Origin of the sequence: Hominiventricola aquisgranensis, from assembly GCF_040096225.1 — a bacterium.
GTDB lineage: Bacteria > Bacillota > Clostridia > Lachnospirales > Lachnospiraceae > Hominiventricola > Hominiventricola aquisgranensis.
Genome location: NZ_JBBMFC010000002.1, coordinates 1 through 22700 on the forward strand (window position 1 = coordinate 1; position 22700 = coordinate 22700).

Sequence of the window (22700 nt, forward strand, 5' to 3'; positions counted from 1 at the left end):
TTATGTACATAGTAAAGGCTGGTACATCCTGCGACCGAAGAATGCAGCTCTGGCCGCAAAGATGGCTGAGCGGATGATTGCCGCCTGCAACAACAAAAATATCGGCTATGACCAGGGTAATCGCCTGGGAGTCATTATTTATAGTATCAATACCAAGACAAAGACCGAGTGCGATTGCAGCAGTCTGACCAGACAGGTTGTTAAAGAGGCATCTGGTAAGGATCCGGGTAATTTTACCACGGCAAATGCAACAGCAGTTCTGGGAGCAACTGGGCTGTTTATGTCTAAAATCGCGTATGTGTCTCAGGCAAAGACCCCGATTTACAACGGCGACATCTTGGTGACAAAGACCAAAGGGCATATTGTAGTAGTGGTGTCTGGACACCCTCGGAGTCAGACACAGAACAGCGGATCAGGAAGCAATGTAGCGAAAGGAGAATATAACATGCAGACAATCAGAAAAGGTAGCAAAGGAAAAGCAGTGAAGATCTGGCAGGTAATACTGGGACACACCGGAAGCAAGATTGACGGAATCTTTGGATCTGGCACTGAGGCAGATACAAGGACTTGGCAGAAAGCACATGGCCTGACTGCTGATGGAATTGTTGGAGCGAAGAGCTGGAAAGTTGGTCTGGAATCAGCATAAAAATATCATCTCCATCCTCCGTGAGCCTACGAATTAGCCCATCTTGAAATGATTTGTGCCATTGTTTATCAGCTGACCAAGAATATGACCATAGAAGAATTAAAGGCATCTGGTTTTGATAAATATTATGTGGATCATACAGCAGCACTATGGCCACAGGCAGCGGGTGGAATTCCCTTCAATGCCTGCGAGTTCCAGTCCAAGGGAGATGTGATCACAGATCTTCATGAGGATCTCGCAGCAGAACAGAAAGCAAGAACCACATATGACAACCTGCTTCGGTTGGTCAAAGACCCGGAAGTGGCAGATCCCTTACGTTTTCTGAGGGAGAGAGAACTTGTTCATTATCAGAGATTTGGAGAATGTTTAAGAATCACACAGGAACATCTGGATGCGAAGAACTTCTATATTATGAATCCTGAATTTGATACAGGAATCCAGGGGAATTGTAAGAATTAAATTGTGCAGGCCTGGATATACGTTGTTGTGACTACAAGCAGTAGAGTAACATTTTATGATTAAGATCAGTACAGGATGCAACACGAAATGCAACATGAAAATAAAAAACCCCGAGATTTCGGGGTTTTTTGTATGCAGGAGATGGGACTTGAACCCACACGAAGTCACCCTCGTCAGATTTTGAGTCTGATGCGTCTGCCATTCCGCCACTCCTGCGCATCTAACTCTGATATTCTATCACAGGTTCCTTCAAAGTTCAAGTGTTTATTTCCAACTAAGCATTATTTTTTAGTTATTTTTCAGCAATCAGTTTATTCAAGGTTTCGCCGATCTCAAAGCAATCAAAGGTTGCGAAGTAGTCATGCAGGGTCTCAGCTCTGCGGATCAGCTGTACACTGCCGTCTTCTTTTAACAGAAGTTCAGCAGAGCGTAATTTACCGTTGTAGTTATATCCCATGGAATGTCCGTGAGCACCAGCATCATGGATGAAGAGGTAATCGCCCTTGTCGATCTTCGGGAGTTTGCGGTCAACAGCGAATTTATCACAGTTCTCACAGAGGGATCCGGTTACATCATAAGTATGATCGCAAGGCTCATTTTCTTTGCCAAGGACGGTAATGTGATGATAAGCACCGTAGATCGCCGGACGCATCAGGTTAGCTGCGCAGGCATCTACACCGATATACTCCTTGTAAGTATGTTTTTCATGGATGGCTTTGGTGATCAGTCCGTCATATGGACCAGTCATAAAACGACCAAGCTCGGTACACAGGGATACGTCCCCCATTCCAGCCGGAACGAGAACCTCGTCATATACTTTGTGAACTCCTTCACCGATAACCATAATATCATTCGGCTCCTGATCCGGGGTATACGGAATACCGATTCCGCCGGACAGGTTGATGAAGGTAATGTGTGCACCGGTTTTCTCTTTTAATCTGACAGCCAGTTCAAAGAGAACCTTTGCAAGCATTGGATAGTATTCGTTCGTTACAGTATTGCTGGCAAGAAATGCATGGATACCGAAGTTCTCCACACCTTTGGACTTCATGATACGAAATGCCTCGATAATCTGTTCTTCGGTCATACCGTATTTAGAATCACCAGGATTGTCCATGATTCCGTTGCTCATTTTAAAATATCCGCCTGGATTGAAACGGCAGCTCATGGTCTTAGGAAGATATCCTACGGATTTTTCCACGGCTTCAATATGAGTAATATCATCCAGGTTAATGATTCCTCCAAGTTTTTCACACAGCGCGAATTCATTCAGCGGTGTGTCATTGGAAGAAAACATAATGTCATGTCCAGTAATCCCAACAGCCTCGGACAGAAGCAGCTCTGCTTCTGAAGAACAATCACTTCCACAACCGTATTCTTTCAAAATGCTCATCAGAAATGGGTTTGGAGTTGCTTTGACGGCAAAATATTCTTTATATCCCGGATTCCAGGAAAATGCCTCATACAGACGCTTGGCATTTTCACGGAGACCTTTTTCATCATACAGATGGAAAGGAGTCGGGTAGGTTTTGACGATTTCTTCAATCTGTTCTTTGGTTACAAAAGGTACTTTTTTCATATGTGTTTGCTCCTCGTAAATGCGTGGTAAATGATTTTGACAAAATTTATTTGATTAACTTATGGGGGATTGTTAGGATTCTGTCAAGTAACAGAAAAGGGAGCCTACATTGTTTGTAGACCCCCTCCTTGGAGTGAAGCTACGATCGGCAGCCTCTTGAAATCGGGGTAACAGGATTCGAACCTGCGACCTCACGGCCCCCAGCCGTGCGCTCTAGCCAAACTGAGCCATACCCCGATAACGCAACTAATTATATTATAGATATGTGGAAAAAGCAAGTACAAAATTTCCCATAATACAAAACGCCTGGTTGCATTGCATTCCACGTTTGGGTATAATAAGCACATATGAGGACAGGAGCGATCGTTATGAACTGTAAACAGGTACAGCGGCAGTTGGTATCCTATATCAACGGTGAGCTGGAGGAAAAAGAAGAGGAAGAATTCGTAAAGCATATTCGGCATTGCCCGGAGTGTTATGAAGAACTGGAAGTCTATTCCACTGTTTTTGCCGGTATTCGGCAGTTGGACGGCGCAGAAGAAGAGATTGATTACCGCACATTGGTGGAGGATTATCTGGAAACGTCAGAGGAAGATGCGAAAGACGAACATTTTCTGTCTACCTATGTATTTTTGCTGCGCATTGTGGTTACGGTGTTGTTGTTCTACATGATCGTGAGGTGCTTTTTAGGATGAGTGAAAAAATAGTTTTAATTGATGGTCATAGTATTATTAACCGTGCTTTTTATGGAGTGCCGGATCTGACCAATTCTGATGGACTCCATACCAATGCAATCTATGGATTTTTGAATATTATGTTTCGGATCCTGGATGAGGAGAAGCCGGATTATCTGGCAGTTGCATTTGATCTGAAGGCTCCAACCTTCCGCCATCAGATGTATGATGCTTATAAAGGAACGAGAAAACCCATGCCGGAAGAATTGCGGGAGCAGGTTCCGGTATTAAAGGAAGTTCTGCAGGCTATGGGTATTCCGCTTTTGATGAAAGAAGGATTTGAGGCTGATGATCTCCTTGGAACGGCGGCGAGAGTCAGTGAGGAAAAAGGAATCAACGCTGTTATTGTATCTGGTGACAGGGATCTGTTGCAGCTGGCAACGGACAATGTGCTGATCCGGATGCCAAAGACCAAAAGAGGAACCACAGAGATTGAAAATTATTATGCGGCTGACGTGAAGGAAGCTTATCAGGTGAATCCGCCTCAGATCATTGAACTGAAGGCATTGATGGGTGATGCTTCTGATAATATTCCGGGTGTGCCGGGAATCGGTGAAAAAACGGCAACTAATCTGATCGTAGCATATGGTTCTATTGAAAATGCTTATGCACATGTGGAAGAGATCAAGCCAAATCGTGCAAAAGAAGCTCTTCGTAACCATTATGACATGGCTAAGATGAGTAAAAAGCTTGCAACCATCTGTGTGCAGGCTCCATTAGAACTGTCATGGGAAAATGCAAAGCTTACCAATCTTTATACGCCAGAAGTGTATGAGTGGTTCAAGAAGCTGAATTTTAAAAAGCTTCTGTCCAGATTTGATTTGACAGGAACGGAACTTCCTTCAGTGCCGGAAGTGAAGCGGGTAACAGAGCTGGGCGAGGCGGAAAGCATTTTTGCAAAGGCAGCAGACCAGGATCGCCTGGCGTTTGAAATCTGTCAGTCCAAGGATGAATTTGGCATCTCTCTGGCACTGTCCGAACAGGAAGTTTATTATTTGGCAGCAGAAGGATTTCTGACCGAGGAATACCTGACAGATCATATGACACAAGTGGTGGAACAGGTGCCTTTGTGTGCGGCTTCGGACGTGAAAAAACTGTTGAAAATGGTTCATCCGGTACACAGAGAGCATTTCTTCGATATTGAAATTGCAGCATATCTGATCAATCCGCTGATCAGCAGCTACGCACATGAGGATATGGGAACACCTCATGCGGCATTGACCACGTTGAAAAAACTGCCGGAATTATTGAATAAGCTTGATGAAATGGAAATGCGCTCTTTGTTTGATGAGGTTGAGATGCCATTGGTATTTACCTTGTTTGATATGGAGCAGGAAGGGATGCGAGTCAATGCAGAAGAACTGAAAGCATACGGCGAAGCACTGGTGGACAAGATCAGTGCATTGGAAAAGAGCATTCATGAGGCAGCGGGAGAAGAATTCAATATCAATTCCCCAAAGCAGCTTGGTGTGATCCTGTTTGAAAAGCTGGGCATGAAGGGTGGTAAGAAGACCAAGACCGGTTATTCTACTTCTGCGGAAGTGCTTGATAAACTGGCGCCGGAACATCCGATAGTTCGGGATATTCTGGAATACCGACAGCTTACCAAATTAAAATCCACCTATGCAGATGGCCTGGCAGGATGCATTGCGGCAGATGGTCGGATTCATAGTAGTTTCAATCAGACGATTACGGCAACTGGTCGGATCAGCAGTACAGAGCCGAATCTTCAGAATATTCCGGTTCGTATGGAACTGGGACGCCTGATCCGAAAGGTATTTATTCCATCGGATGGTTATGTATTTGTGGATGCAGATTATTCTCAGATCGAACTGCGTGTGCTGGCACATATGTCAGGTGATGAAAAACTGATCGAAGCTTATAGACAGGCAGAGGATATTCACCGGATTACAGCTTCGCAGGTATTTCATGTGCCCTTTGATGAAGTAACACCACTTCAGAGAAGAAATGCAAAAGCAGTAAATTTTGGAATTGTTTATGGCATCAGTTCCTTTGGCCTGTCGCAGGATCTGAGCATTTCTACGAAGGAAGCAAAGGAATATATTGACCGGTATTTTGAAACTTATCCTGGAATCAAGGTATTTCTTGATAAGCTGGTACAGGATGCAAAAGAGCAGGGATATGTGACTACCATGTTCGGAAGACGCAGACCGGTGCCGGAACTGAAATCTTCTAATTTTATGCAGCGTTCCTTTGGTGAACGTGTAGCTATGAACTCTCCGATCCAGGGTACGGCTGCAGATATTATCAAGATTGCCATGAACCGGGTTCATGACCGTCTGCTAAGAGAAGGGCTGGAGTCCCGCTTGATCCTTCAGGTACACGATGAACTTTTAATAGAAGCAAAATTGTCGGAAGCAGATCAGGTGGAGCAGATCTTGCGGGAAGAGATGCAGCAGGCGGCAGATCTTCAGGTTCCGTTGGAAATCGACCTGCATAGAGGAAATAACTGGTATGAGGCGAAATAAATGAAGATCATTGGAGTGACCGGAGGCGTAGGAGCAGGGAAAAGCACGGTGCTTGATTATTTGAAGGAAACCTATCATGCCCACCTGATCCTGGCTGATCTGGTGGGACATGAAGTCATGGAGCCGGGGCTTCCGGCTTACGATGCGATTATAGAAACCTTTGGCAGAGAGATCCTGAGTGAGGATCAGACCATTGACCGAAAGAAGCTTGGAGATATTGTATTTCATAAGGAAGAGATGCGCCAGAAGCTTAACGCCATCGTTCATCCGGCTGTAAAACAGGAGATTCTCAGGAGGATTGAACAGGCAAAGTTGGAGAATGTGTCATATACAGTGGTAGAAGCCGCATTATTTCTGGAAGAAAATTATGATGCATTTTGTAATGAAACATGGTATATTTATACGAGCGAAGATAACCGGAGGCTTCGATTGAAAGAGAGCCGTGGTTATAGCGATGAGAAGATCGACCGGATGTTTGCAGCGCAGAAAAGTCATGAAGAATTTCTGGAACGTTGTCAGTTTGTGATTGATAACAATGGCAGCGCCGAGGAGACGCACCGGCAGATCGACAGAAGGATGAGACATACATGAGATTATGCAGTATTGCCAGTGGAAGCAGTGGAAACTGCATCTATACAGGTACCGATGACACCCATTTACTGATAGATGCGGGAGTCAGCGCAAAGAAGATAGAGGCAGGACTGAAGGACTTGGAGCTGGAAGGCCATGATATCCAGGGACTTCTGATCACCCATGAGCATTCAGATCATATCAAAGGTGTGGGAGTGCTTGCCAGAAGATATGGATTTCCCATCTATGCCACACAGGGAACGATTGATCAGATGAAGGGCATGAGCAGCCTGGGAGCAATTGATGAAGGGCTGTATCATACAATCAGACCGGATGAGACATTTTCCATAGGAGATGTGGAGGTAGAACCCTTCCATATTTCTCACGATGCGGCGGATCCGGTGGCATACCGGTTTGAGAGCAACGGAAAAAGTGCCGCAGTTGCCACAGACATGGGAATCTATAATGATTACATAGTAGAGCATCTAAAAGGACTGGACGTAGTATTGCTGGAGGCAAATCACGATATCCAGATGCTTCAGGTGGGACCCTATCCTTACCCGTTGAAGCAGCGGATCCTTGGAGAGCGGGGACATCTGTCCAATGAGAGTGCGGGACAGCTTTTATGCAGAATCCTGCACGACAATATGAAAAAGATATACCTTGGCCACCTGAGCAAAGAGAATAATTATGCACAGCTGGCTTATGAAACGGTGAAGCTGGAGATTCAGCTGGATCCGGTGGAATACATGCCTCAGGATTTTGATATTCAGGTAGCAGAGAGGGATTGTATATCCGGTATATGCAACTTTTAAGACGGAGGAGAAACCTATGAAAAACAAATTTGTCATTACAGTAGTAGGCCGCGATACAGTAGGTATTATCGCAAAAGTCTGCACCTATCTGGCTGATCACCAGGTAAATATCCTGGATATTTCCCAGACGATTGTAGATGGGTATTTTAACATGATGATGATCGTCGATGCAGCAAATGCAGGCGACGTAACTGAGATGTCCGGAGATCTGGCTGCGCTTGGACAGGAGATCGGTGTGGTGATCCGGTGCCAGCATGAAGATATCTTCAATATGATGCATAGAATTTAGGAGGCGGAAAGCATGATAAATATTAATGAAGTGCTGGAAACCAATAAGATGATCGAGGAAGAGAATCTGGACGTGAGAACCATCACACTGGGTATCAGTCTGATGGATTGTATTGATACAGATCTGGAGACTCTGAAGAAAAATATTTACAATAAGATCACAACGGTAGCAAAAGATCTGGTGAAGACCGGTAAAGAGATCGAGGCACAGTATGGGATTCCCATTGTAAATAAGCGAATCTCTGTGACTCCGATCGCATTGATCGGCGGATCTGCCTGCAAGACTCCGGATGATTATGTGGAGATTGCAAAGGTATTGGATCAGGCAGCGAAGGAAGTGGGTGTGAACTTCCTTGGAGGATTTTCTGCACTGGTATCAAAAGGAATCACGAAGAGTGACGATCTTCTGATGCATGCGATCCCGAAGGCATTGGCAGAGACGGAGAGAGTCTGCAGTTCTATTAATGTGGGTTCCACTAAGACGGGTATCGACATGGACGCAGTTAAATTGATGGGTGAGATCATCAAAGAGACTGCAGAACTTACGAAAGAAAATGATTCTCTTGGCTGTGCAAAGCTGGTTGTCTTCTGCAATGCGCCGGATGACAATCCATTTATGGCAGGTGCATTCCACGGAGTTACTGAAGGGGATGCAGTAATAAACGTAGGTGTCAGCGGACCGGGTGTTGTGAAGACTGCACTGAGCAAAGTCCGTGGGGAGAATTTTGAAGTTCTTTGCGAGACCATCAAGAAGACAGCTTTTAAGATCACCCGTGTAGGTCAGCTGGTTGCACAGGAAGCATCCAGAAGAATGGGAATTCCATTTGGAATTATTGACCTTTCTCTTGCACCGACTCCGGCTATTGGAGACAGTGTGGCCGAAATCCTGCAGGAGATTGGACTGGAGCGCGCAGGTGCACCGGGAACTACCGCAGCCCTTGCATTACTCAATGACCAGGTGAAAAAGGGCGGTGTTATGGCATCTTCCTATGTAGGTGGTTTGAGTGGCGCATTTATTCCGGTCAGCGAAGATCAGGGTATGATCGACGCAGTTCAGGAGGGAGCACTGACAATTGAAAAACTGGAAGCAATGACTTGTGTTTGCTCCGTAGGACTGGATATGATTGCAATTCCGGGAGATACTCCGGCAACCACAATTTCCGGTGTGATCGCGGATGAGATGGCCATCGGTATGGTGAATCAGAAGACCACAGCTGTTCGTCTGATCCCGGTGATTGGAAAAGGTGTAGGTGAGATGGTAGAGTTTGGTGGACTTCTCGGATATGCACCGGTTATGCCGGTAAACAAATTTGCATGTGATGCATTTGTAAATCGTGGCGGAAGAATTCCAGCACCGATCCATAGCTTTAAGAATTAAAGTACATAAAAGTGCACAAAAAATTGAGGCTGATGCTTGACAGTATGCACAGAATGATATAAAATAAAAATGTGCAAAGAATGCTGTGTCAAGTGCGTATCGACAAGTTTGATACGAAAAGGGAATCAGGTGTAAGTCCTGAGCGATCCGGTCACTGTGTTCGGAGAGTCTGTTTTCAATATCCCATTGCATAACCCAATCATGATACATGTGAGAAGGGGAGGACAGACGTTTGTATCCGTAAGTCAGGAAACCTGCTTGGCATATGAGATGAGCTTCCGAGCAAAGCTTAACATCCGACAGCCGGGAACGAATGGCGCGTGCCCGACTTGAAACGTCGACTTGTGGGTTAAGGCGGCATTTTTGATGAGAATCTCTAAGCAGTGATGCACAAACATATATTGTCGGATGATCATGCATAGCCTCCATAAAACATTTGCATGAGAATGGCGCATCTGACAGCTTCATGTAAAACCCCTCCGGGCGCAGGTTCCCTGAACACCCTGCCTCCCGGAGGGGTTTTACGTTTCATCCTCATCCACCATCCGGTATCCAACTCCGATTTCTGTAAAGATATACATCGGCTCTGAAGGATTAGGTTCCAGCTTTCGTCGGATATTTGCCATATGTACACGGAGACTGGTGGTATCATTCTCGGAATAGGGTCCCCACACATGGGCAATGAGCCGATCATAAGTGAGCACCTGTCCGCAGTTTTGAGCCAGCAGAGAGACAATCTTGAACTCATTCTGGGTCAGGTGAATCTCAGCACCGTCCCGGGTGATGAGCCGCTTCTGAAAATCAATGACAAGTCCATGACTCCGATAAGGATGGTTAGTTTGTCCAGTATCAGTCTTCAGACGGTTTACATGGCGAAGTGCAGTACGGATCCTGGCCAACAGTTCTGAATTGCCGAAGGGTTTGGTAATATAATCATCGGCACCGGAATCCAGCGCCAGCACTTTATCATCCTCCTGAACCCGGGCAGAGATTACAAGAATCGGTGTATTAGACCACTCGCGGATCTTACGGATAATCTCCATACCGTCCATATCAGGGAGGCCGAGATCCAACAGGATCAGATCAGGAGAAGCGGAAGCTGCCTGACTGAGCCCGTCCCGCCCGGTCAGGGACGAGATGACCTGATAGTGCTGGGAATTCAGCACAGATGTAATAAAGTTCTGAATATTTTTCTCATCTTCGATGACCAGAATCCGAATGTTCTGACTCATGTGAAATCGCCTCCTTTGGTAAATTGAAGAAAAATTCTGCACCATCCGCATGATTTATGGCATGGATCTCGCCATTGTGGGCGGTGATGATTGCTTTACAGATAGACAGTCCGATGCCCATGCCGCGTTTGGTGTCTGCGGCGGAGGATGGAGCAGAAGGTGCAGCATCGAAGATACTTTTCAGCCGGTCCGGTGCAATTCCATTTCCATGATCCCGGATATGAACCTGGATCTGGGCGTCGTCTCCGGTGAGATAACACTGAACAGGCTGTTCACTTCTGGCATGGAAATAAGCATTTTCCAGAAGATTGATGATGACCTGCTTGATCAGCAGTGGATCCATGGGAACCACATAGAAATCACCGGGTACAGAGACCTGGATCTGATAATCCGGATAGCGTTTGCGGATGGTGGAGACTGCATCGAAAAGCACTTCTTCAGCGACTTCCGGCGTCTCTTTTAACGTGTTGGAAATACCATCTGTGATCCTTGTAACAGACAAAAGATTTTCAACCATATGAAGCAGCCAGTTGGCATCCTCGTAGATGTGGGAGACCAGATCCCGCTTTTCCGGAGAAGAGAGGGTGGTTTCATTTTCCAGATAAGAGGAACTGGCTCCGATCATACTGGTCAGCGGTGTGCGCAGATCGTGGGACACAGCCCGCAGCAGATTGGCGCGGAGCTTTTCCTTTTCTGCTTCTGCCAGCAGCTTTTCTGTCTCATTGATCTTCTGAGCCTGATCCTTCATGCGGAAGACGGTAGCACTGCTTAGGATAGAGATAAAATACATAACAGCAAATGTAAATGGATAACCTGCTGTGGAAAAACTGAACTGTCCAAATGGATAGGTAAACATATAATTAATGAAAAAGACACTGATAATTCCAGAGATGATGCCATAGCGGTATTTATCTGTGTGGTAAGAGATCATAATGATGGTCAAAATATAGATCAGCGCGATGTTGGCTGAGCCAGTGGGAGTGATCTGGTGAAAAAACAGCGACAGTGCCGTGGCGAAGGTCATGGCACCGATGGTAAACAACAGGCTGAAATGCGCATGAAAGGTATGTGCCTGAGAGATCGCATCCACAAACCGGGTAAATCGATTCCATATAAAATTTTTCAAAGTCGTTCCTCCTGTGGTCATACGACCAGCATTTTTCTGCGAAATTCATTCTGGTAGGGAGTCTGCTGCAAGATAGAGCGGACAGACTCATATAATTGGTCGGGATAGAGGCTGGTTCTATCCAAAGGGCTTCTGGTCAGAGAAGTAACAACAGGCAGTGTGCCTTGTTCTGACAGGGCTGTCAGTACTGCACGGGAGTCCTTTCGGAATCCAAGAACGCGGAACATGCAGGCAGGCTGCGGTGCTTGTATATCCAGTAGAATATGGAGCAGTGCCCGGCTGATAGCAGTTCTGGTCTGATTGCGGGTTTTCATAAGATCCGTAAATGCAGAAAATCCGGTAAACTGATCCAGTGCGCCAGAGATCCGGTTTGCCAGATCCTCGGAGATCCCTTCGTATTGAGACAGTGGCTCGTCTGTCAGAGAGAGTCTTCGCAGTTTTTCTAATAGAAGAAGAGAAAAGGCATCTTCTGTCACAGGTGGATGATCTGCGTAAGATATATAGAGTTCCGGGTGAGGAAGCTGTGCCAGCAGTTCTTCTGAAAAATGTCCGCCGGAACGGATCAGTTCGGCACGAATGGCGCTGGCAGAACTGTACTGTCCGGAAGATACATCCGTATCATGGTATCCGGATCCTTCCCGCTGAATAGTAAACGGCCGGATAGAACTTCCATACAGGTGAAGAGCTTTCAGATATTCCAGTCCCAGCAGGTTATTAGGCATTCCCAGAAGTTCTGCAGGGAGAGATGGATCACTGAACCTCACCGCCTGTTCTCTGGCGGCTGGAAAAGAAAGTCCCTGCTTTAAGCCATCTTGCAGATGCAGCTTATAGTCTGTTGGTTCCTCAGCGAGAAATGCAGCCAGCCGCTCAAGAGAAGACAGATCTCCACACTCGCTTCCAAAGCACAGATCAGTGACAATACCTGTATCATGAAGCAGTCTGACGCCGCCTCTGGCAAAGGCTTCTGCGCTTCCGGTGGCGATGGAGACAGGAAGCTCCAACACCAGATCAGCGCCTGACAGGAGGGCTGCATGGGCTCTGGTGTATTTATCAAACATGGCAGGAGCACCGCGCTGTACAAAATTACCGCTCATGGACACTAGGATGAAGTCTGCCTGAGTCAGTTCCCGGACTTTTTTGATCTGATAGGCATGTCCCTGATGAAAGGGATTATATTCTGCAATGATACCGACAATGCGCATGAAATTCTCCTTGCTCTAAGATTTACTATCGTGGACATTATATCACAAACATGCTATAATTGTACACGATGTCCTGTGGGGCATATATTGGAAAAGAGAGAAGTTGTGCATGAGCAAATCTTTATATATTGCGGAAAAACCAAGTGTTGCCCAGGAATTCGCCAAGGCGCTGCATCTGGATTTCAGCAGAAAAGACGGCTATCTGGAAGCCACGGAAGCGGTGGTGACCTGGTGTGTGGGTCATCTGGTGACTATGAGCTACCCGGAAGCCTATGATGAAAAATACAAGCGCTGGTCTCTGACTACCTTGCCATTTTTGCCAAAGGAATGGAAGTACGAAGTGATCAGCAGTGTGAAAAAGCAGTTTCAGATCGTAAGTTCTCTTCTGAACCGGCCGGATGTGACCTGCATCTATGTCTGTACTGACTCGGGGCGGGAGGGAGAATATATTTACCGTCTGGTAGAACAGATGGCAGGTGTAAAGAACAAGGAACGCCGTCGTGTGTGGATCGATTCACAGACAGAAGAGGAGATCCTCAGAGGGATCCGGGAAGCAAAAGATCTGTCTGCTTATGATAATCTGTCCCATTCCGCTTATCTGCGGGCCAAGGAGGATTATCTGATGGGAATCAATTTTTCCAGACTGCTGACTTTGCAATATGGAAGAGCTGTTTCAAATTTTCAGAATAGCAAGTATACGGTGATCTCCGTAGGTCGTGTCATGACTTGTGTGCTTGGCATGGTGGTGCGCAGAGAACGTGAGATCCGAAGCTTTGTGAAGACACCATTTTATCGGGTGCTTTTGACACAGGAACTGGCAGCAGAGCAGTTTGAGGGAGAATGGCGTGCAGTAGAGGGAAGCGATTATTTTCAGTCTCCTCTCTTATATAAGGAAAATGGATTTAAGAAAAAGGAAGACGCGGAAGCCTTTATTCAGAAGATGAAAGCACTGGAACAGACGGAAGCAGAGGTTTGTTCCATTGAACGGAAGAAGGAGACCCGTTATGCGCCACTGCTGTTTAACCTGGCAGAGCTTCAGAATGAATGCTCCAGACGGTTTAAGATCAGCCCTGATGAGACGCTGAAGATTACGCAGGAGTTATATGAGAAAAAGCTGGTCACCTATCCAAGAACAGATGCCCGCGTGCTGTCTACAGCTGTGGCAAAGGAAATCTATAAAAATATCCGAGGACTTGGTAATTTTCAGCCGGCGGCAGCATTTGCAGCAGAGATTCTGGAGAAAGAGTCCTGGAAAGGGATCGGCAAGAGCCGTTATACCAATGACAAGCAGATCACCGATCACTATGCAATCATTCCGACCGGGCAGGGATTTGGTGCTCTTCGCAGTGTATCAATGGTTGGACAGCAAGTATATGAGGTAATCGTTCGCCGGTTTTTGAGCATCTTTTATCCACCTGCGATCTATCAGAAGGCATCGTTGATCACCTCTCTTGGACAGGAAAAGTTCTTTGCAAATTTCCGTATCCTGATGGAAGAAGGTTATCTGAAGGTGACGCCTCAGCCAGAGTCAAAGAAGAAAAAGGATGACGGCGAGGAAGAGGAAAACAGTGGAGATGCTGCCATGCTGGAAGCACTGATGAAGCTTAGAAAGGGCATGAAGCTTCCGGTAAAGGGTATGAAGATCAAAGAAGGAGAGACCTCTCCGCCTAAGCGATACAATTCTGGTTCTATGATTCTTGCCATGGAAAATGCGGGACAGTTGATCGAAGATGAGGATCTGCGTTCACAGATCAAAGGAAGTGGTATCGGCACCAGTGCGACGCGTGCGGAGATTCTGAAAAAACTGGTCAATAATAAATATATCGCGTTAAATAAGAAGACACAGATCATCACACCGACTCTTCTTGGGGAAAATATATTTGATGTTGTGAATGTGTCGATCCGGTCACTTCTGAATCCAGAGCTGACAGCAAGCTGGGAGAAGGGTCTGACGTATGTAGCTGAAGGACAGATCACACCGGATGAATATATGCAGAAGCTGGAACATTTTGTGACGTCCAGAACGGAGCAGGTTCTGCACAGCAATCAGCACTATGCCATGCGGCCATATTTTGAAGCGGCGGCAGATTATTATAAAACACCTGAAAAACAGACACAGAGACGTGGAAAAGGAGACACAAAACAATGAGTAAGATTATGATCAAAGACCTTTACAACATGAATGAAACGATTGCAGCAGAACTGTTTGACGGCCTGACCTATCCGTGGGAGGCACTTCCGAAGATCGGTGAGTTTATCAAGAAACTGGGAGAGACCCTTGATCCGGAAGAATATGATAAAGTGGGCGCGGATGTGTGGATCGCAAAATCCGCCAACGTATTTCCGTCCGCATATGTACATGGACCGGCGATCATCGGAAAAGACGCAGAAGTTCGTCACTGTGCATTTATCCGTGGCAATGCCATTGTAGGTGAGGGTGCTGTAGTCGGTAATTCCACAGAACTTAAAAATGTGGTGTTATTTAATAAAGTACAGGTTCCACATTACAATTATGTAGGAGATTCTATTCTTGGATACAAGGCGCATATGGGCGCAGGTTCCATTACTTCCAATGTGAAATCTGATAAAAAGCTGGTGAAAGTACATACACCAGAGGGTGATATTGAGACCGGCATCAAGAAATTTGGTGCCATGATCGGAGATAATGTGGAGGTTGGCTGTGGAAGCGTGCTGAATCCGGGAACAGTGATCGGCCGTGAGAGCAATATTTATCCGCTGTCTTCCGTCAGAGGCGTGATTCCATCCCGTTCTATTTACAAAAAACAGGGTGAAGTAGCGACAAAACATGAAGACTAAGAGAGGTCTGAATGGATGTGTGCTCAAATGGATCGCCATTATTCTTATGGCGATCGATCATTTCGGGGCATCCATTCTGGAGAACTTTCTGTTAAATGTATGGGATGTGTCCCCGCTGGGAGACCTGCTCAGGGACTATCCTGATTACTGGGATCTGGTGCTGATGGCAGATCGTGTGATCCGGAAGATCGGACGGCCTGCATTTCCTGTGTTCTGTTTCTTTATCGTGGAAGGATTTTGCCACACCAGAAATGTGAAAAACTATGCAGTGCGGCTGGGAATCTTTGCACTGATCAGCGAAGTACCCTTTGATCTGGCAATTTTCGGAACACCATTTCACTGGGGACATCAGAATGTATTTTTTACATTGTTTCTTGGATTATTGCTGATCTGGTATCTGCGGGACGTAAGCACAAGTACAGAATGGAGTCTGGCTGGCGCACTGGCAGTCTGCTGCGCGGCGGAAGTGCTGCATGTGGATTATGGAGCGTTCGGCGTGGCATTGATCGGTGTCTATTATATTTTACGGGAACTGCCTGTTCTGCAGGCGGGGGCAGGAGCAATATTGAGTGCGTGGGAGATGCCAGCACCCCTTGGAAGTCTGCTGCTGTTATTCTATAACGGGGAGCGGGGCAGACAGCCCAAATGGTTTTTTTACTGGTTTTATCCGGTTCATCTGTTCCTTTACTATGTGATTGGAACATGGGTGCTTCCGGCATGGATATGATGAGGTGAACAAAAGTGGCAAAAGCGATTATGATACAGGGAACCATGTCTAATTCAGGAAAAAGCTTCCTGACAGCAGGACTGTGCCGGGTATTTAAGCAGGACGGATACAAAGTGGCACCGTTTAAATCACAGAATATGGCACTGAATTCCTATATTACAAAAGATGGTCTGGAGATCGGACGGGCACAGGCCATGCAGGCGGAGGCCTGTGGCATCGACCCGACGGTAGAGATGAATCCGATTCTTCTGAAACCGACCAGCAATGTGGGAAGTCAGGTCATTGTAAATGGCGAGGTCCGCGGCAATATGAAGGCTATGGATTATTACCGCAATAAAAAGCAGCTGGTGCCGGATGTGATGGCTGCCTATGAAAGATTAAGCGAACAGTATGATATTATTGTGATCGAAGGAGCCGGAAGTCCTGCAGAGATCAATCTTCATGACAATGATATTGTAAATATGGGAATGGCGCGCATGGCGAAAGCACCGGTACTCCTGGTGGGAGATATTGACCGTGGTGGTGTATTTGCAGCCCTTTATGGAACGGTAAAGCTGCTGCCTGAAGATGAGCAGCAGATGATCAAAGGTCTGATCGTCAATAAATTCCGTGGGGATGTGAAGATCCTTGAGCCAGGCCTTCGGATGATCGAGGAGCGAACAGGGATTCCTATGGTAGGTGTGGTTCCTATGGAGCATCTGGATATTGATGATGAGGACAGTCTCTCTGACCGTCTGAATCAGACTCAGAAGGGAGCTGGCATTGATGTGGCAGTGATCCATCTGCCGCATATTTCCAATTTTACAGATTTTTCCGCATTTGAGCGGATGGACGGGGTATCCCTCCGTTATGTAAGTCAGCCGGGAATGCTGGGGGATCCAGATCTGATCCTTCTGCCGGGCACAAAAAATACTATGGATGACTGCCAGTGGCTCAGAGAGTCCGGCATGGAAGCACTGATCCTCCGCCAGGCAGAGAAGAAGACACCGATCATCGGCATCTGTGGTGGATTTCAGCTTCTGGGCGAACAGATGGAAGATCCGCATAATGTAGAACATGGAGGAACCATGCGTGGCATGGGACTTCTGAATACAAGAACCGTTTTCTCAGAAGCAAAGACCAGAACTCAGATCCGCGGAGTGATGGAAAAGGGCGTGGGTCTTTGGAACAACTGGCAGGGAAAAGAAGTAACAGGTTATGAGATCCATATGGGCGTGACTGAGAATCTGGGAGGTTGTCAGGAACTGGTCCGTCTCGAGGATGGAAGAGTGGATGCACTGGCTAATGAAGATGGAAGTGTGATGGGAAGTTATCTTCATGGTATCTTTGATACGGATGGATTTGCGGAGGAAATGATCCGCAGATTGATGAAAGAAAAAGGTATGGAGTTTGAAAACTGGCATTTTGATCTGGAAGCTCACAAGGAGCAGGAATATGACAAACTGGCAGATCTGGTCAGAAGCTCGTTTGATATGAAGAAAATATATGAAATACTGGAGGAGGGAATCTGATGCTGGATAAAATTGAGATTGTAAAACCTACGGAGATAGAGAAACGAAGCATGGAAATTATTACATCGGAGCTTAATGGCAGAACCTGGCCGGAGCCTGAGTTTTCTATTGTAAAACGATGTATCCACACATCCGCAGATTTTGATTATGCGGATAATCTGTGTTTTTCTGAAAATGCGGCTATGCTGGGTGTGGAAGCACTCCGCCGTGGTGCGGTGATCGTGACGGATACCCGTATGGCATGGTCAGGGATCAACAAGAAAAAACTGGCAGAGTATGGCGGCGAGGCATTCTGCTTTATGTCGGATGCAGATGTGGCACAGGAAGCGAAAGACAGAGGCTGTACCCGTGCAGCTATCTGTATGGAACGTGGAGCAGCACTGGGAAAAGAAGTAATCTTTGCGGTTGGCAATGCGCCGACAGCACTGATCCGTCTTTATGAGCTGATAAAGGCAGGAGAGGTAAAACCGGCGCTGATCATTGGTGCACCTGTAGGATTTGTCAATGTGGTGGAAGCAAAAGAGCTGATCATGACAGCAGGGGTTCCTTATATTGTTCCGAAAGGACGCAAAGGCGGAAGCAATATTGCAGCGACAATCTGCAATGCCATGCTGTATTATAAGGGATAGAGACATGATAGCATTTTTAAGAGGAACTGTAGAAGATATAGCAGAGAGCAGTCTGGTGCTTGATGTTCATGGCGTGGGCTATGAGGTGCTGGTACCAGGGCAGCTCTTATCATCCATCAGTGGGACCGGGCAGGAGCTGAAGCTCTACACTTACATGCAGGTGAGGGAGGATGCGGTGGTCCTGTTTGGATTTCTGACAAAGGATGATCTTGCCATGTTTAAGATGCTGATCGGTGTTAATGGTGTTGGTCCTAAGGCGGGACTTGCGATTCTGTCAGCACTGGGAGCAGACGATCTTCGTTTTGCGGTATTATCAGATGATGCGAAGAAAATCGCCAAAACACCGGGTATCGGAGCCAAGACTGCGCAGAAGATCATTCTGGAGCTGAAGGACAAGCTGGATCTGCAGGATGCATTTGAAAAGAAGCTGGCAGCACCGACGGTGGGAGCTGAGGTGGCAGCAGCTGCAGCAGGTAACAGTGTGGTACAGGATGCAGTAGAAGCACTAGTTGCGCTTGGCTATGGAAGTACCGAATCTCTGAAGGCAGTGCGTTCCGTGAATCCGGACGAACATATGGATGTGGAGACGGTTCTGAAAGCTGCGCTTAAGCACTTATTTTAAGTGTATATGCGGAGATGATTTTATAAATATGACTTTGCATGATTTATGAAACTATGAAACAAGAACAGGAGAACAATATGGGCAGCCGCAGAATCATAGCGACAGAAGAGGCGGAAGAGGATATCCGGATTGAAGGAAGTCTTCGACCACAGAGCCTGGACGAGTATATCGGTCAGGAAAAAGCAAAAAATAATCTGAAGATTTATATTGAGGCGGCAAAATCCAGAGGAGAAGCACTGGATCACGTGCTGTTCTATGGACCGCCCGGACTTGGTAAGACCACGCTGGCAGGCATTATTGCCAATGAGATGGGGACACATCTGAAGGTGACCAGCGGTCCTGCTATTGAGAAGCCGGGTGAGATGGCGGCGATCCTCAATAACTTGCAGGAGGGAGATGTCCTTTTTGTGGATGAGATCCATCGACTGAACCGGCAGGTGGAGGAAGTGCTGTATCCGGCGATGGAAGATTATGCCATTGATATTATGATCGGAAAAGGAGCTTCTGCCCGCAGTATTCGTCTGGATCTGCCGCAATTTACTTTGGTGGGAGCAACTACAAGAGCAGGTCTTCTGACCGCACCGCTCAGAGATCGTTTTGGTGTGGTCCATCATCTGGAATACTATACCATTGAGGAACTGAGCACCATTATCCGCAGATCTGCAGAAGTTCTGGGCGTAGAGATTGATGCAAAAGGGGCCGTGGAACTGGCCAGACGTTCCAGAGGAACACCTCGTCTTGCGAATCGACTGCTGAAACGTGTCAGGGATTTCGCGCAGGTAAAATATGATGGAAGAATTACCGAGGATGTGGCAGTATTTGCACTGGATCTTCTGGAAGTGGATAAATATGGACTGGATCAGTCGGACAGACGGATCCTGCGAACGATCATTGAGAAATTTGCAGGAGGTCCGGTGGGACTGGATACGCTGGCAGCGGCTCTTGGAGAAGATGCCGGAACGCTGGAAGATGTGTATGAACCGTACCTTTTGAAAAATGGATTTCTGAACCGTACTGCCAGAGGCCGTGTGGCGACACAGACCGCCTATGAGCATTTGGGGATTGCTTTTCCAGAGTAAATTAGGTACACTGTACTATATAGGCTAACAAAGAAGCAGGTGAGGGATAATGGCAAAGAAAAATACAGCTGATGTGCTGATTAACGGAAAAGTATATACGATCAGTGGCTATGAGAGCACTGCTTACCTGCAGAAGGTTGCGACATATCTTAACGAGATGGAAGAAAAGGTAGCAGTGATGGAAGGCTATGCCCGACTGACAGCGGACGAGAAGCAGCTTCTCAAAAACATGAACCTGGCAGATGTCTATTTTAAGGCAGATGCAGCCAGAGAATCGCTGGAAAAGGAAAAAGAACAGAAGGATCGGGAGCTGTACAGTCTGAAGCATGATCTGATCGATGCAAAGATGGAGAAGGAAAAGCTGATGGAGCGTATTCATGAGCTGGAGGCACAGCTTGAAAAAGCGCAGAAGCAGACTTCCAGACAAGGTGTAGAGAACCGTCAGCCAAGAACTGCACATCCGACGGGAAGAAATGTGTCCCATCCGGAGCAGAAACTGTAATGACAGAAATCAAACATGATAAGAGGGGGACCAGCCATCAGTGCTGGTCCTTGTTATCATAAGGAGAAGAAGATGGAAAAGAAGAAACTGGAGATTCTGGCACCGGCCGGATCCTTTGAAAGTCTCAAAGCAGCCGTTCATGCAGGAGCAGATGCGGTCTATATGGGAGGCAGCCGGTTCGGAGCAAGAGCCTATGCACAGAATCCGGAAGGAGACCGGCTTCTGGAAGCTATCGATTATGCACACCTCTATGGGGTAAAACTGTATCTGACAGTCAATACTCTGCTGAAGGACAAGGAACTTGAAGGAGAACTTTATGATTATCTGAAACCTTGCGTGGAGCATGGACTGGATGCAGTGATCGTACAGGATACAGGTGTGATGAAATGCATTCAGCGCTGGTTCCCGGAGCTTGATATTCATGCCAGCACACAGATGACTCTCTGCGGAGTGGGTGGTGTGGAACTTCTGAAAGAAGAAGGGGCACATCGGGCAGTACTGGCAAGAGAGCTTTCGCTTGATGAGATCCATGAGATCTACGAAAAGACAGGCATGGAGCTGGAGTGCTTTGTACATGGAGCATTATGCTATTGCTATTCGGGTCAGTGCCTGTTCAGCAGTCTCCTGGGAGGCCGAAGCGGCAATCGGGGCCGTTGTGCACAGCCATGTCGTCTGGCCTATACGGCCGCTGACCATGGAAAAAATATTTCAGGCAAAGAGCAGGATCTCTTAAGTCCCAAGGATCTCTGTGCGTTAGATCTGATCCCGCAGATCGCCGAGGCAGGTGTCTATTCCCTGAAGATAGAAGGACGCATGAAGCGTCCTGAATATACAGCAGGAGTGGTGCGGATCTATCGGAAATATGTGGATCAGTATTTAAAGCATGGAAGAAAAGGATACAAAGTAGCAGAAGCGGATCGGAAGGAGCTGCTGCTGTTATTTAACAGAGATGGATTTTCCACCGGGTATTATGAAAAACACAATGGAAGAGATCTGATGGCTCTTTATCAGGCACCAGCTTCAGACAGCGAGAAGAAAGCCTATGAAAAGAAAATTGCGGAACTTCATCAGATGTATGTGGAGCAGGAGAAGAGAATCCCGGTTCATGGATATTTTTATGGAGGAGCAGACCAGCCATTACAGCTGACTCTGACAGAAGATGAGACAGGGGCATGTGTGGTAGTTACCGGCGGATGTCCGCAGGCGGCACAGAATCGCCCCACTGATCAGGAACAGGTGGAGAAGCAGTTGAAGAAGCTGGGGGGAACATCCTTTGTCTGGGAAAGTCTGGATGTGCAGATAGAAGATGGATTATTCATACCGGTACAGGAGTTGAACAATCTCAGGAGAGAAGGAATAACAGAACTTCAGAAGGAACTGCTTCGGATTGCTCTGGAAGAAAAAGCAGATAGACAGGGAGCTGGTAAAGGAACTGACGTGACTGCAAAGCGTGGGAAAAAATCCCATGGATTCCGGGAACTCCATATTTCTGTGGAGACGGAGAAGCAATTAGCAGAAGTGCTCCGCTGGTGGGATGAGACGGGCACTCAGACAGAGGGGATAAGACCGTCTCTTGGAGCTGTTTATCTGGATGCGGAGAGTCTGGAGGAGGATCTGGAACGTCTGGTTGGACAGGTTCACAGTGCAGAACTGAAAGCTTATGTGGTGCTGCCGGCTATTTTCAGAAAAATAACAAGAGCACGGTATGAGAAAAAGCTGTCTTACTGGCAGAATCTGAGAGCGGATGGTTATGTGATCCGCAATCTGGAGGAATACGAATATGTAAGAGACAAGGAGTGGGCAGGAGACCTGATCCTCGATCACAATGTCTACACTTTCAATCAGGAGAGCCGGGAATACTGGCGGCAAAAAGGTGTGATGAAGCAGACCAGCCCGCTGGAACTGAATGGAAGGGAACTTGCCAATCTGTCGGACGAGAACAGCATTCAGATCGTGTATGGCAGATATCCTATGATGACTACAGCAGGCTGTGTTCGAAAGACGTTGAATCTTTGCAGACATGAGCCAGGTGTGACAGAATTAAGAGATCGGAAAAACGTAAGCTTTCCTGTAAAAAATTATTGTCGGGATTGTTATAATGTGATCTACAACAGTCAGCCATTGTATCTGTTTGACAGATTTTCAGAAGTAGAGGCATTGGGAGCAGGAGTCTGCAGGATCATGTTTACTACAGAAACCGTGCAGGAGACAAGGCTAGTGCTTAACCAGTGGCTGACCGGAGAAAAGAGACAGTCAGAATTTACGAGAGGACATTTTGCAAGAGGCGTAGAGTAA

The 22700-nt window shown here is 46.8% G+C and carries 20 protein-coding genes, 2 tRNA genes, 1 pseudogene and 1 riboswitch; of the genes and pseudogenes, 17 read left to right on the plus strand and 6 right to left on the minus strand.

Going from position 1 to position 22700, the window contains the following annotated elements:
- Positions 1 to 646 (plus strand): peptidoglycan-binding domain-containing protein (locus WMO62_RS00980; protein WP_349143512.1); only part of this gene is annotated, 646 nt, incomplete at its 5' end.
- Between the two features lie 30 nt (positions 647 to 676).
- Positions 677 to 1105, plus strand: a pseudogene (locus WMO62_RS00985) (manganese catalase family protein); the annotation flags it as partial.
- A gap of 133 nt (positions 1106 to 1238) precedes the next feature.
- Here the strand turns inward: WMO62_RS00985 and WMO62_RS00990 are convergent.
- From WMO62_RS00990 to WMO62_RS01000, 3 genes are all read right to left on the minus strand, one after another.
- Positions 1239 to 1321, minus strand: a tRNA-Leu gene (locus WMO62_RS00990).
- A 76-nt stretch (positions 1322 to 1397) separates the two neighbouring features.
- Positions 1398 to 2684 carry a diaminopimelate decarboxylase gene (locus WMO62_RS00995; RefSeq protein ID WP_349143513.1) on the minus strand — a complete coding sequence of 429 codons (1287 nt, stop codon included), beginning with the start codon at positions 2682 to 2684 and terminating at the stop codon, positions 1398 to 1400.
- A gap of 162 nt (positions 2685 to 2846) precedes the next feature.
- A tRNA-Pro gene (locus WMO62_RS01000) sits at positions 2847 to 2921 on the minus strand.
- A 131-nt stretch (positions 2922 to 3052) separates the two neighbouring features.
- Between WMO62_RS01000 and WMO62_RS01005 the strand changes: the two genes are divergently transcribed.
- From WMO62_RS01005 to WMO62_RS01030, 6 genes are read left to right on the plus strand one after another with little or no spacing between them, the layout of a single operon-like run.
- Positions 3053 to 3379 (plus strand): anti-sigma factor family protein, encoded by a 327-nt coding sequence (locus WMO62_RS01005; RefSeq protein WP_349143514.1) that lies wholly within the window; start codon positions 3053 to 3055, stop codon positions 3377 to 3379.
- A complete protein-coding gene (polA, locus tag WMO62_RS01010) occupies positions 3376 to 5907 on the plus strand; it encodes a DNA polymerase I (protein WP_349143515.1) in 2532 nt (843 codons plus the stop codon). Before WMO62_RS01005 ends, polA begins: the two co-directional genes overlap by 4 nt.
- Positions 5908 to 6498, plus strand: coding sequence for a dephospho-CoA kinase (coaE, locus tag WMO62_RS01015; protein ID WP_349143516.1), 591 nt, complete (start codon positions 5908 to 5910; stop codon positions 6496 to 6498).
- Positions 6495 to 7292, plus strand: coding sequence for an MBL fold metallo-hydrolase (locus WMO62_RS01020; protein WP_349143517.1), 798 nt, complete (start codon positions 6495 to 6497; stop codon positions 7290 to 7292). Before coaE ends, WMO62_RS01020 begins: the two co-directional genes overlap by 4 nt.
- A 16-nt stretch (positions 7293 to 7308) precedes the next feature.
- Positions 7309 to 7581 (plus strand): ACT domain-containing protein, encoded by a 273-nt coding sequence (locus WMO62_RS01025; protein WP_117497820.1) that lies wholly within the window; start codon positions 7309 to 7311, stop codon positions 7579 to 7581.
- A 12-nt stretch (positions 7582 to 7593) separates the two neighbouring features.
- A complete protein-coding gene (locus WMO62_RS01030; RefSeq protein WP_118512396.1) occupies positions 7594 to 8958 on the plus strand; it encodes a PFL family protein in 1365 nt (454 codons plus the stop codon).
- 73 nt (positions 8959 to 9031) lie between these two features.
- A riboswitch (cobalamin riboswitch) is annotated at positions 9032 to 9234 on the plus strand.
- Positions 9235 to 9479: 245 nt separating this feature from the next.
- Here WMO62_RS01030 and WMO62_RS01035 read toward each other — a convergent pair.
- Genes WMO62_RS01035 through WMO62_RS01045 form a run of 3 tightly spaced genes read right to left on the minus strand, consistent with a single transcriptional unit; the run spans position 9480 to position 12518 of the window.
- The gene (locus WMO62_RS01035; protein ID WP_349143518.1) at positions 9480 to 10190 is read right to left on the minus strand and encodes a response regulator; all 711 of its coding nucleotides are present in this window, start codon (positions 10188 to 10190) and stop codon (positions 9480 to 9482) included.
- Entirely contained in the window at positions 10153 to 11316 is a 1164-nt protein-coding gene (locus tag WMO62_RS01040; protein WP_117497827.1) for a sensor histidine kinase, read from the minus strand. The genes WMO62_RS01035 and WMO62_RS01040 overlap by 38 nt, the downstream gene beginning before the upstream one ends.
- 17 nt (positions 11317 to 11333) lie before the next feature.
- Entirely contained in the window at positions 11334 to 12518 is a 1185-nt protein-coding gene (locus tag WMO62_RS01045; RefSeq protein WP_349143519.1) for a tRNA(Met) cytidine acetate ligase, read from the minus strand.
- Between the two features lie 109 nt (positions 12519 to 12627).
- Here WMO62_RS01045 and WMO62_RS01050 point away from each other — a divergent pair, with 109 nt between their 5' ends.
- The 9 genes from WMO62_RS01050 (at position 12628) to WMO62_RS01090 (ending at position 22700) form a co-directional block, all read left to right on the plus strand.
- Entirely contained in the window at positions 12628 to 14667 is a 2040-nt protein-coding gene (locus WMO62_RS01050) for a DNA topoisomerase (RefSeq protein ID WP_349143520.1), read from the plus strand.
- The gene (locus WMO62_RS01055; protein WP_349143521.1) at positions 14664 to 15335 is read left to right on the plus strand and encodes an acyltransferase; all 672 of its coding nucleotides are present in this window, start codon (positions 14664 to 14666) and stop codon (positions 15333 to 15335) included. Before WMO62_RS01050 ends, WMO62_RS01055 begins: the two co-directional genes overlap by 4 nt.
- Positions 15325 to 16062, plus strand: a complete 738-nt coding sequence (locus WMO62_RS01060; protein WP_118627232.1) for a TraX family protein — start codon at positions 15325 to 15327, stop codon at positions 16060 to 16062. Before WMO62_RS01055 ends, WMO62_RS01060 begins: the two co-directional genes overlap by 11 nt.
- A gap of 14 nt (positions 16063 to 16076) precedes the next feature.
- On the plus strand, positions 16077 to 17573 hold the full coding sequence (locus WMO62_RS01065) for a cobyric acid synthase (protein ID WP_178756277.1): 1497 nt from the start codon (positions 16077 to 16079) through the stop codon (positions 17571 to 17573).
- Positions 17573 to 18202 carry a precorrin-8X methylmutase gene (locus tag WMO62_RS01070; RefSeq protein ID WP_349143522.1) on the plus strand — a complete coding sequence of 210 codons (630 nt, stop codon included), beginning with the start codon at positions 17573 to 17575 and terminating at the stop codon, positions 18200 to 18202. The genes WMO62_RS01065 and WMO62_RS01070 overlap by 1 nt, the downstream gene beginning before the upstream one ends.
- A gap of 4 nt (positions 18203 to 18206) precedes the next feature.
- The gene (gene ruvA, locus WMO62_RS01075) at positions 18207 to 18824 is read left to right on the plus strand and encodes a Holliday junction branch migration protein RuvA (protein WP_147600399.1); all 618 of its coding nucleotides are present in this window, start codon (positions 18207 to 18209) and stop codon (positions 18822 to 18824) included.
- Positions 18825 to 18901: 77 nt separating this feature from the next.
- A complete protein-coding gene (gene ruvB / locus WMO62_RS01080) occupies positions 18902 to 19903 on the plus strand; it encodes a Holliday junction branch migration DNA helicase RuvB (protein WP_117498082.1) in 1002 nt (333 codons plus the stop codon).
- 49 nt (positions 19904 to 19952) lie between these two features.
- Positions 19953 to 20405 (plus strand): cell division protein ZapA, encoded by a 453-nt coding sequence (locus WMO62_RS01085; RefSeq protein WP_349143523.1) that lies wholly within the window; start codon positions 19953 to 19955, stop codon positions 20403 to 20405.
- 72 nt (positions 20406 to 20477) lie between these two features.
- On the plus strand, positions 20478 to 22700 hold the full coding sequence (locus tag WMO62_RS01090) for a U32 family peptidase (protein ID WP_349143524.1): 2223 nt from the start codon (positions 20478 to 20480) through the stop codon (positions 22698 to 22700).